Source organism: Candidatus Zixiibacteriota bacterium (assembly GCA_014728145.1).
Classification (GTDB): domain Bacteria; phylum Zixibacteria; class MSB-5A5; order JAABVY01; family JAABVY01; genus WJMC01.
Genome location: WJMC01000007.1, coordinates 1 through 10,670, shown reverse-complemented (window position 1 = coordinate 10,670; position 10,670 = coordinate 1). Strand labels below are relative to the sequence as shown.

At 50.9% G+C, this 10,670-nt stretch carries 8 protein-coding genes; all 8 read right to left on the bottom strand.

Annotated features, from left to right (window positions below; all coding sequences use genetic code 11):
- Positions 1-3,842, bottom strand: a 3,842-nt coding sequence (locus GF404_00420) for a hypothetical protein (GenBank protein ID MBD3380635.1), incomplete at its 3' end; no start/stop codon positions are given.
- 182 nt (positions 3,843-4,024) lie between these two features.
- Positions 4,025-4,582 (bottom strand): N-acetyltransferase, encoded by a 558-nt coding sequence (locus GF404_00415; protein ID MBD3380634.1) that lies wholly within the window; start codon positions 4,580-4,582, stop codon positions 4,025-4,027.
- 672 nt (positions 4,583-5,254) lie between these two features.
- Positions 5,255-6,709, bottom strand: coding sequence for a cation:proton antiporter (locus GF404_00410; protein ID MBD3380633.1), 1,455 nt, complete (start codon positions 6,707-6,709; stop codon positions 5,255-5,257).
- Positions 6,710-6,780: 71 nt separating this feature from the next.
- Entirely contained in the window at positions 6,781-7,740 is a 960-nt protein-coding gene (gene rsgA, locus GF404_00405) for a ribosome small subunit-dependent GTPase A (protein ID MBD3380632.1), read from the bottom strand.
- A gap of 55 nt (positions 7,741-7,795) precedes the next feature.
- Entirely contained in the window at positions 7,796-8,464 is a 669-nt protein-coding gene (locus tag GF404_00400; GenBank protein ID MBD3380631.1) for a hypothetical protein, read from the bottom strand.
- Between the two features lie 165 nt (positions 8,465-8,629).
- Entirely contained in the window at positions 8,630-9,055 is a 426-nt protein-coding gene (locus GF404_00395; protein MBD3380630.1) for a hypothetical protein, read from the bottom strand.
- 137 nt (positions 9,056-9,192) lie between these two features.
- Positions 9,193-9,606, bottom strand: a complete 414-nt coding sequence (locus tag GF404_00390) for a hypothetical protein (protein ID MBD3380629.1) — start codon at positions 9,604-9,606, stop codon at positions 9,193-9,195.
- A 204-nt stretch (positions 9,607-9,810) separates the two neighbouring features.
- A complete protein-coding gene (locus tag GF404_00385) occupies positions 9,811-10,560 on the bottom strand; it encodes a DUF1211 domain-containing protein (GenBank protein MBD3380628.1) in 750 nt (249 codons plus the stop codon).
- Positions 10,561-10,670: the final 110 nt, after the last annotated feature.

Genomic DNA, 10,670 nt, shown 5'->3' with positions numbered 1-10,670 from the left:
TGACCCGGAGCCGCGTAGACATAACCGCCGCCGCCCATCTTGGTAGACGGAGTTACGAAGGTGTTGATCACTGTACCGGCGCTGTCCACAACCACCTGCGCGATGGCCGCGTCGACCGGAGTATTGTCGATCTTGATAAGCATATCGCCGTTATTGGCGGTAGCATCAAAGTAGTTATCATCGAATTCTCCGTTGTTATCGTAGTCAAACATCACGTTGCCGGCGATGTCTTCAGCGATAGCACGGAAACGATAGGTCTTGTTTTCGGTCAACTGCGCATCCGTATCGAAATCATCGATCTTCCAGATGGTGTTGGTTCCCGAAGTATCCGGACCCGGATCGAGCTCTGTATAGTAGCTGAAGATATCCGGGCTGTCGGCATCGACGTAGTAGAACTTGATGTTATCGATATCATAAATCGAGGTATCGACAACAGCCAGGAGATCTATCTCGTCGTTGGCGTAGTACACGGTGGTGTCACAGCTGTTAGTAACGACATCCGGGCTGGAGATCGTCACGGACGGCCTGAGACCATCGATGTAAACAGTAATGGCGTTAGTCGTGTCCATGTTGTTGTCGTTATCGATGAAGATAGCGCGCAACATCACGGTATCGCCATGATTGTAAGAGCAGTTGTCCCAGTTGACCTGGAACGGCGCACCGTTCGCGTCGGTATTGAACGCTGTGGTCGGCCAGGCAGTGTCGCTGGCGAGCTTCTCGAAGAACTCGACGCGTGAAACGTTGGCAGCATCATAACTGGCAGGATCCACGGTCGCAGTGATCTGTACAGAATCTCTCAGCACACAGCTCTTGCCGACGAACTGCATGTCTTCCGGGCTGCTAATATATATGAAGTCCGGAGCATCTTCGTCAGGTACGCAGAGGTTGAAATCACCGGTGCTTCCGGTATTACCACTGGAAGCCTTAATCCGGATATCCAGAGTCTGGGTACCGGAAGGAAGATTACTGGCATTGAGATTGAATGTATGGCTCGTGGTCGAGATATCCTCGACAAAAGTCAGGGTATCTTCCAAAGCGCCTGTAGTCAGAACGGCGGCCATATCGTAGGTCGCGCCACCCAGACCGGTGACCGAGAACTTGACCGCGTTCATCGAGTCGCGAGTCACGTTGTATCCACAACCAGTCTGTGCCACAGCGGTATCCTTGACCGAGGTCAGGGTGACCACGAGAGGCTGCTGGAACCACTGGAAGTTGAACAGCGATCCGCCACCGGCAGTGGCCGAATCAGCCGCTTCAGCGGCAGTCTGCTGGTTACCGGCATCATCCTCAGCGGCAACCACAGCTTCATAAGTGTCATTGATACCAGCATTGAATCCGGCGCCGATCATGCCGGCATTGTCGATCGTCAGGTTGGTGGAAGTTCCACCAGCCGCGACCCAACCAGTATAAGCGACCCACGGGCCCGGAGCCAGACTGGAACCGACATCGGCATCACGGACGTACAGACGTACATTATTGATCTCGGGATCAGCAGTGGTAACCGTCAGGGTAATATCCTCGGTGATACCACCGCTTACGCCGGACGGAGTCTGGATGTCCGCAACCGGAGCTTCACAGTCGGTCAGGATAGCCTTGGTGTTGAAGTTGTATTCAGCGTTATCGGCATTATCACGCGCGCGCACCACAAACTGATAGGTGCTGTTGTGAGTCAGGGTGACATAGCCATCGGTTAACCAGGTCTTGGCGCCCGCGCCGCCAGCCGCGATAGTGGCCAGGGTGTCATCAAAGATGACATTGCCGAGGGCGTCATAAGAAGTATCAGCCGAGGTCCAGCCGTCACCGCTGTCCCAGTAGATCTCGTAAAAAGCGTGATCTTCACCGGCTTCCTGAGTCCAGGCCAGCTGAACCGCGCAGTTACCGGCATTGGTAACTGCCAGAGTCACTGTATCCGGAGGATCAGTGTCGATTGCCGCAACCGCAGCTGTAGTCTGGAATGAGTCGACGTTAGCCGCGTTATCGGTTACCCGGTAGTCGCCCTGGAAAGCACCGGCGGCCTCGTCAACCGCTTCGGTTCCACCATTGGCCACATAATAGGTCTTGGTGAAGTTGGGAGCGGTGCCCAGTGAGACAGTATCCCACTTGAAGGCAGTTCCCAAAAATCGACTGTCAAAAGCGATATTGGCAATATCGGACACTGCGGTACCACCGCTGGTGCCCATCGCAGTGGAGTCGATCGTGACCTTGACAGAGTCACCGATATTGATGATTCCATTGGCGTCATGGTCGTACTGGAGCGTAATGGTCTTGGCTCCGGTACCGGCCACAGGCTTCACGTTATCGATCGGGAAGCCGGCCAGCGCGGAATCGACATGCACGTTATCGGCATCGTCTTTAGCGTTGAGCTTGAACTGTGAGGCCGCGGAATCTGCCACGACATCCAGGTCACCAGCCACGATCTCGAACTTGTATGCATACTCGCGAGTACCACCATCGGTCAGTGTCTTGACACCGCCAAAGGCCCATTCAGCGTCGTTGTCCATAGTGACAGACTGAATTTCAGAGACAGGCCAGTTGGTCAGGTCGCCACGGAAGCGAACCGTGTCACCGATGGCCGCGGTACCGTCGCCGTTGGCATCGTAATGCAGTTCGGCCCAGACCGAATCACCCACGAAGGTGATCTTTCTGGTATCGACCTCCTGGGTAATCAGCACGGAGTCAGTGCGGGCGTTGCCCTGCCTGTCACGCGCCACCACCTTGAGGTAGATATTGCTACCCAGGGTATCGGTCGGTGAACTGACGACACTGTCCGGAATCGGCCAGTCGACACGAATACCGGTATCGTCCGCGCCACCGCCGTCATAATTGAGACCGGCGACATTAAAAGTGGTCATAGCGTCGGCATCGTCAGTGCGGTAATCGTCAGCCGATGTCCCGAATCTCTGCATCGAGAGTACGCAGGTATCCAGTTCATAGAGGTTGAACTTGCCCGCACTACCGTCATCATCGTCGTCACCGTCCACGGTATCGATCATGTCGACTCGAATAACATCACCCAAGTCGATAATGCCGTTACCGTCGGCGTCGGTCTGCAATGAATAATTAATACCCAGATCCGGAGGCTTGGTATCAATCCAGACTACCGCGCCTTCGTTAGCGTCGCCGTTGACTGCAATCTGAGCATAAGCGTTCCACGGTCCACCCTGATCAGTGTAAGCCAGGGTATCACCCACAACCGGAGGAGCAACACCGGCATCACCGCTGGCATCAACTCTCTGGCCACGGAGCTCGACACCGATGTATTTCTCATTGTAAGTGGTCGCAGTGGTTGTATCGTTAGCGACAACATTGGTCGGATGAATATCGACGCAGACCCAGTAAATGGCGGTATCGTTCGGGGTAGCGCCAGCGTCAGCATCGATAATTGATTCCGGTGAACCACTCAGATCAAAAATGATTGAGTCACCGGGGTCGCCCATCAGGAAGTCCTGGGTGATAGCGCTGTCACCGAGCAAAGTCGGGGTGCCGGTAGGAGTACCGGCGGGATCACCGAACTGCCTGTAGAGATAGATATGATCGACCGCACCGGCCTTCTCACACAGAGAATGGAAAACAAACTCTGTGATGGTCGCGCCGGCAGAGGCGTTATCAGCCTTGTCGTAGATCGCGAAACGGTAGACCACGACACTGTCGAAGTTTGCGCCTGCGATCAACTGACTCATGGTTGCCGCCGTCGTATCCCACTCGAGGATTTCAATGCCGATCTGAGCATCGACACTAAAATCATAAGATGAACCGATCTGCGCATCGGCAGTCGAAGTCATCCCGAACAGGAACAACATGGCAACCGCAGAGAGGAAAAGTAAGCTGCGAACATGTTTCATTCGACAACCCCCTGTAACAGGTTGTGTAGTTTCATGGTTAAATTTTCTCTCAACATAAAAGTTCATGTTTCGATCATTGACCTCCTTTCAGATCAACAGAATTGTTACTACTGCTTTTATTTATTTTATCCTTTTGTTTTTGCTTTTCAACAGGCGTGGAACGGTTCATTCTTCAAACAGGATCAGGCCGGCCTGAGGTATCCCCTGACCAGCTTATACTCGCTTTTACAGCGATGACATTTCAAATCCTTGAGGCTTTCACCGCACCTGCATGCCCATCCTATCTGCCGGGCCGGGTTGCCGGCCACAATGGCGAATTTTTTGACGTTCTTCGTTACCACCGCTCCAGCGCCGATAACGGCGTGCTCACCGATCGAGATATCGCATACGATAGTTGCATTGGCTCCGATCGTAGCGCCCTTGTTGACAGTGGTTTTTCCATAATTGTCTTTTCTGTTTACCGCCGACCTGGGATTCTTAACGTTGGTAAATACACAACTGGGTCCGCAGAAAACATCATCTTTCAATACCACCCCCTCGTACACGCTGACATTGTTTTGTATCTTCACGTTATTTCCGATCTTCACGTTCGGAGCGACATACACGTTCTGACCGAGATTACAGTTCTTGCCGAGTTTCGCGCCGACACGTATCTTGCAGAAATCCCAAATCATTGAACCTTTGCCGATCCTGGCACCATCTTCAACCTGCGCGGTTTTGTGAATAAAGACATCTTTCATGTTATTCAGGATTAACCTCAGAAAACCATTGGTTCAGTCTTCCCTGGTTTCGGATATGCTTCAGCCCTCACTGTTTTTCCGATATGCGGGAAGGTCAGATTTTTTACGGGTGATATCTGCCGGCGTCTCCTCCTTGAGCGATGGTTTGTTAAATCCTTTTCCTAATATATATATGGCTCGGATGATGGCACCCCTCCCTTTAGCTCGGGAGCACCTTTCCGAACCTGTCACAAGAACTGATTTTAATCTATGCTAAGAAGCCTCGTTTTCAAATACTAAACTATATATTGCAACAAGATAAATTGTGCCTGCCAATTAATATTCTAACTGTTAAAAATCAAGCAGTTTTTTTATAATCTTTCAGGCACCTCTTATCAAAGTCCCGACAATTCTACCAAGTTGTTGAAAATTTGTCAAGTAATAATTTGCCGGATATTTACTTATAACGATCAGTTAAAGTTTTTTCAGCCACCTTTGAATCATAGCGAATCAGCAGTGTATATCCCTATATCTGCGCCGCCTTCCCAGAAGCTGAAAAATCCAATTTTTCCTTTCAGTCAAACATCCTGTTAAATTAGCGGTTTATGCAAATCTTATTCTGCTATATCGGTTTTTTGTTTCAAAATATTAGCCCAATTTGACAAATTTATGAATCCCTTACAAGCATATAAATTATTCAACTGCATAATAATCCGTCGATTTCTTCAAAAGCGAGCGTTTCAGAATGGGAGGGGTTACCAGGGTGGTTAAAATAACCATGATCACCACCGCCGAATAAGTCGAATCGGAAATCACCGCAACCCCGCCCAGAGTAAGGCCGTGGCCGATTTTGGCGAAGATCAGGCCGACCTCGCCACGCGGAATCATGCCGATACCGATGGAGGCCTTGTTGATGCCTTTTTCGAGCACTCCCAGAGAACAGGCCTGCTTGCCGATTATTGCTACCAGGGTCAACACTCCAGCGAACACCAGTATATTCATGTCGCCGAATGTAGCCAGATCGACCTTTAAACCCATGTGCACAAAAAAGATCGGTACCAGAAATGTCGACAGCGGGTAAATCAGGTCATCCAGCGAATGTTCGCCCCGGTCGGTGAAGCCCTGGTAATGGACTTTTTCCATGATCACGCCGGCGGCAAAAGCGCCAACAATCCCGGCCAGCCCGATCATCTCGGCCGAGGCCGCCAGGGTAAAGCAGATAAACAGCGCGACGCCCAGAAGGATTCCCTGCCCCTTGAGGTTTAATGCCACCAGGAATATACTTGGCATGATCTTGTTGCCGACCAGGATCGCTACCACCACGAAGGCTACCGCCTTGATGAAAATAAACAATACATTGAGTGAATTGATCGTCTGTCCGGTATCGGCCGCGGAGATAAGCCCGCTGACTATCGCCAAAACGATCAGTCCCATGATATCGTCGATCACCGCCGCGCCCAAAACAATCTTGGCCTCCCTGGTCTGAAGACGGCGGATATCTTTTATGACCCGCGCGGTAATCCCGACCGAGGTGGCGCAGAGTGTCGCGCCGATAAAAATATGAACATAATGTGAAGCTTCCGGCAAAAAGTAGGCGGCCACTCCCCAGCCCAGGATGAAGGGTGCAACTACCCCGATTACCGCCACCAGAAAGGAAGTCGTGCCGACCGACAGCATCTCGCCCAGGTCGGTCTCCAGACCGACCTCGAAAAGCAGGATAATCACCCCTATTTCAGCTAAAAGCTCTATGAAATGGTCATGCTTTATAAACTCGAACTCGGTAATCCCGATCAAGGCCAGGTTGCCGATAATCATCCCGACTATCAATTCTCCCAGCACCGCCGGTTGACGAATCCGTTCCATGATCTCGCCACCGAGCTTGGCTACCAAAATAAAAATTACCAGCTCGAACAATACGATCACGATCGGTTTCTGATCCGATAAAAACGACTGCGCGAGATGATCCTCGCTCTCGCCATGAGTGTTGCCGCTTCCTTTTTCTGCAGTCTGGTGCGTTGCAGTATCAGAAGTATGTGCGGTATCTTCCTGCTGACCGGAGATCAGGCTGGTCCCGACCATCAAGGTCAAAAAGATCACGATCAGCATCAATGTCATCTTTGGCAGTGATTGTCTGATGGCAGATTTCATAATTTTAACCCGAGTGTTGTCAATCCTTTAATCGGGCATAATAATGATATCAACAACACTTGTAAAGAAAGTTATCGGCCTTCCTGCTGTTTTTGTTCATCCAGCAGGGTGAGGTAACTCTGGTAACGATTTTTATCGATTAAACCTTTCGCGAGCGCGTCACGTATCCCGCATCCGGGTTCACCCCGATGCAGACAGTCACTGAAACGGCAGTAACCGGCATAACGTTCAATTTCCGGAAACAGATACTGCAGTTCGGTAGCTTCGATGCCCCACAGCCCCAGGTATTTGAGACCGGGTGTGTCGACCACGAATCCTCCACAAGTGAGCGTGTGCATTTCAACCGCAGTTGTGGTATGAACTCCCTTCTGCGAGTATTCCGAGACTTCTCCTATCCTGATATTGAGTTCCGGTTCGATCGCGTTTAACAGCGAGGATTTACCGACCCCGGACTGCCCGGCGATAACCGATATTTTGTCTTTGAGCGCTTGTTCAAACTGTTTCAAACCTGTTTTTTCAGTGACACTGGTCAAAATCACCCCGATATCCAGGCGGGAATAGGTCTCCCGGAACTGGTCAAGGTCGATGTCGTGTGCGAGATCGATCTTGTTCACTATTATGATCGGTGTCAACCCGCCCGAGGCGGCCGCCACCAGGAAACGGTCGACCAGGTGAGGTTTGAAAGACGGCCTGGCCACCGACGTGACGATCAGCATCTGCTCGATGTTTGCGGCCACTATCTGCTCGAGGTCTTCACGACCGCGCTTGGGGCGGCTGAACCTGCTCAAACGCGGTGCAACCTCTGTTATCACCGCCTGTGGATTACCTTGTGATGGGTCGATTTTGTCCGGATCTGCCAGAATTTCGAGCATGACCTTGTCTCCCACAACCACCGGCGAGATCTTCGACTCGGCCTGTTTTTTGACTTTGTCCCGCAACGCGGATAGAAGTTGCCTGTCACCGGCCTGTACCCAGAACAGGCGACCGTAAGCTTTCACCACCCGCCCGGATATCTGCTCACCCTGTTTCATCTCTAATGTCTCTATAAAGAAAGTTGATGTCCGTAATGCTTCAAATGCATTTTATTCAATCTGTTTTCTTCAGGACAAATTCCACCAGGGAACGCCAGCGTCCCTCTTCACCCTGTTTTTCATAGTAGTCGGTTTCCGCGTAATGCAGTATCTTCATCTCCGCAAACAACTCCAGGATCTCCCGCGGTCCGAAGAAAGTCCGCAGCTCTCCACCCGGCAGAACAAAACAATGCGAACCCAGTTCCGTAAACCGTTTGCGGATCAACTCAGCGCAGAGAATATCCTCCCGGCTGAAGGTAGCCCCGATCAAAAGACCGTGCTTTTTGAGCGTGTAGATGATCTTTTCAGCGAATTTCGCTAATAACGCCCGCTTCTGCAGGTGGAAAAAGAAGTCGGCGGTCACCATATTATAGCGTGCTTTTGGAAAATGATACTCGACGAAGTCGACGGTCTGAAGGTCAAGCTCGAGATCGAGAGCGCGGGCCTGCCGGAGGTTCTCCTCGAATATATCCTGGCTTGCCGTCAGGCGTGTGACCCGGTACCCGCGTGAGGCCAGAAAGAGACCGTCACGACCGCTCACACCCAGTTCCAGCACTCGTCCCTTGCCGACCAGCTTGTGGTACTGCCGTACCAGCTCCGACGGGGCCGGGGGAGACCCGTCGCGTTTTTCTTCGACTGGAGTCATCGGGGTAATATAAGCCCGGGAAGAATCCGGGTAAACCATTTTCTGTGCTTGATTTGTAATGATTACCGCCTGCCGGGTCACAATCCTTATAAAGACAGGGGCTCGAAGAATAACTATATCTGACCGGGAGTTTTGCAGGAGAAGTTATGAAAGTAAAAAAGGCGGCCGAAAAATCGACCGCCACTAACTCAGGAGTATGCTGAACTAGTTTTTAATCTCTTTGTCGAGGTAATTCTGGAAAGCGACATAATCATCGGGATCTATGTTGACGAATCGAGCCGCGGTTTCGAATTCTCCAGCTTCGCTTTCATTGCAACGCATGACTTCGCAGATCGCTGTCAGGGGTGAACCGATCGAATCTTCCAGAACTTTCATGAAGCCGGGATGGTGCTGATGCCATCCGGGGAGAGTGATCTTGACCTGCAGAAGGGTGCCTTCTTCGAATTTCTGGTCGACATTCATCTTGATGCCACCCAGGGAAATATCTGCCGAGGTGCCTTTTACAAAGTTGTCATTATTCACCGGGTATGTCAGACGTCCGGTTTCGACCGGGGTCTGTCGCCTCAGACGACGATACTTGCGTCGCTCATCCTGGGCGGTTTGAGTGGTTTCTTCCATCTTTTCTTTCATGGTTATCTCCCTTTTATCTACCGGTTAAATCTCTCCATAATCAATATAAAAACTGACCGGTATAAAAACCAGACAATAATTATCATCCGTTTCCAGCTAAATCGATGAAGCGTTTGATAAAATCAGTTTCTCAGCAATCAGTCATTCTGAATTTTAGACAGATACTTATTGAGCGCCGTGAAATCATCTTTGTCGATGTTGACGAATTTTACCGCGGTCGCATACAAATCACCCTCCCGGCTGGAACGAACTACTTCGCAGATGGCGGAAAAAGGCGAACCGATCGAATCTTCCATCACATTGATGAATCCGGGATGATTCTTGCGCCACCCGGGCAGAGTGACCTTGATCTGCAGGATATCACCGGGCTGATATTCCTCTGTCAGGTTCAGAAGGACACCGCCCTGCGAGATATTCATCGATTTTCCGCTGGCGAACTCATTGTCGTTGATCGGGTATGTGATCTTGTTGATCTGTACACTTACTTCTTTGGGGACGCGCTGGTATTTCCTGCGCTCATCGACCGAAGTCTGTTTCTCCATAGCTATCATTTCCCTTACAACCACACCTTTTACAGTTTAGCTTTTACAGTTTGTTTATCGGCGGATCGAAACGATGCTTAACTGCAAACGCCATATAATTTTGATTCGAGTTGCAGTCATGACGTCTTTAACGGAGAAAAAGTATTCTCGCTTTATGTTTCGAGAGGACATCGAGGTCGAGCGCGGGGGATGGCTTGCCAGATTAAAAGCGGATTATTCGTCGGACGTTTGTGATGGTTCCGATTCGAGTGCTTTCAGCTTCTTATTGTACATTATTGAACTCACCGGCATACTGATAATCAGCGTATTGTACATGAATCCGGAGTAAACCGCGATTCTGTCGGGAGTGATCAGAGCCATCAGGGCCGAGGCCAGCCCGGTTACTGCCAGTATCGACCAGGCGGTCACTTCTTCACGGGTTTTGAGGGTCTCTGTATCATTGAGGCAAAGCCTTGTGCGGGCGCGCAGAGCGCGCAGATACAGAAGCGCCATCAAAGCCGACATGGCCATAAACCCCAGGCCATAGATCACAAACAGGTCGATCAGTTCCTGGATGTGGCTGAGTTGAAGTTTAGACGGAATCCATCCGCCGGAAAGCCAGGCAAAAAGTGCCGAGAAGACCAGTTTCAGCGGATAGATATAGACCAGCATTACGAAGATGATCACCAGGCTCAAGAATATCGTGGCACCATCCTCGAGTCCGTAGCGACGGCTCCAGCGCCGGTGTCCGACCCAGTAGGTCATGAAGGCGGCGAAACTCGCCCCGAAGGCAGGAATATCCTTTAAAGCCAGGACTAATTCATGATAATTGCCGGGAAGATCCCCGACCGAGATCACCAAAAGCGTCATCGCAAACGCGAAGGCGGCATCCATGAATGTCTCCAGCCGGGTCATCTCGGTGCCGCGCAGACGAAATCCACCTTTGACAGGCAGGTTTGCGAGTATTTGCTTGTCGTAAGTCATAATTAGTCGAGAGCTCAGGTTGCTTGTCAACCTGAGGATTTATCAAATTTACATGTCGGCTTGCAAGCAACCCCGACCTACAGGAAATTTAACTAATTAAAGTCTACTCC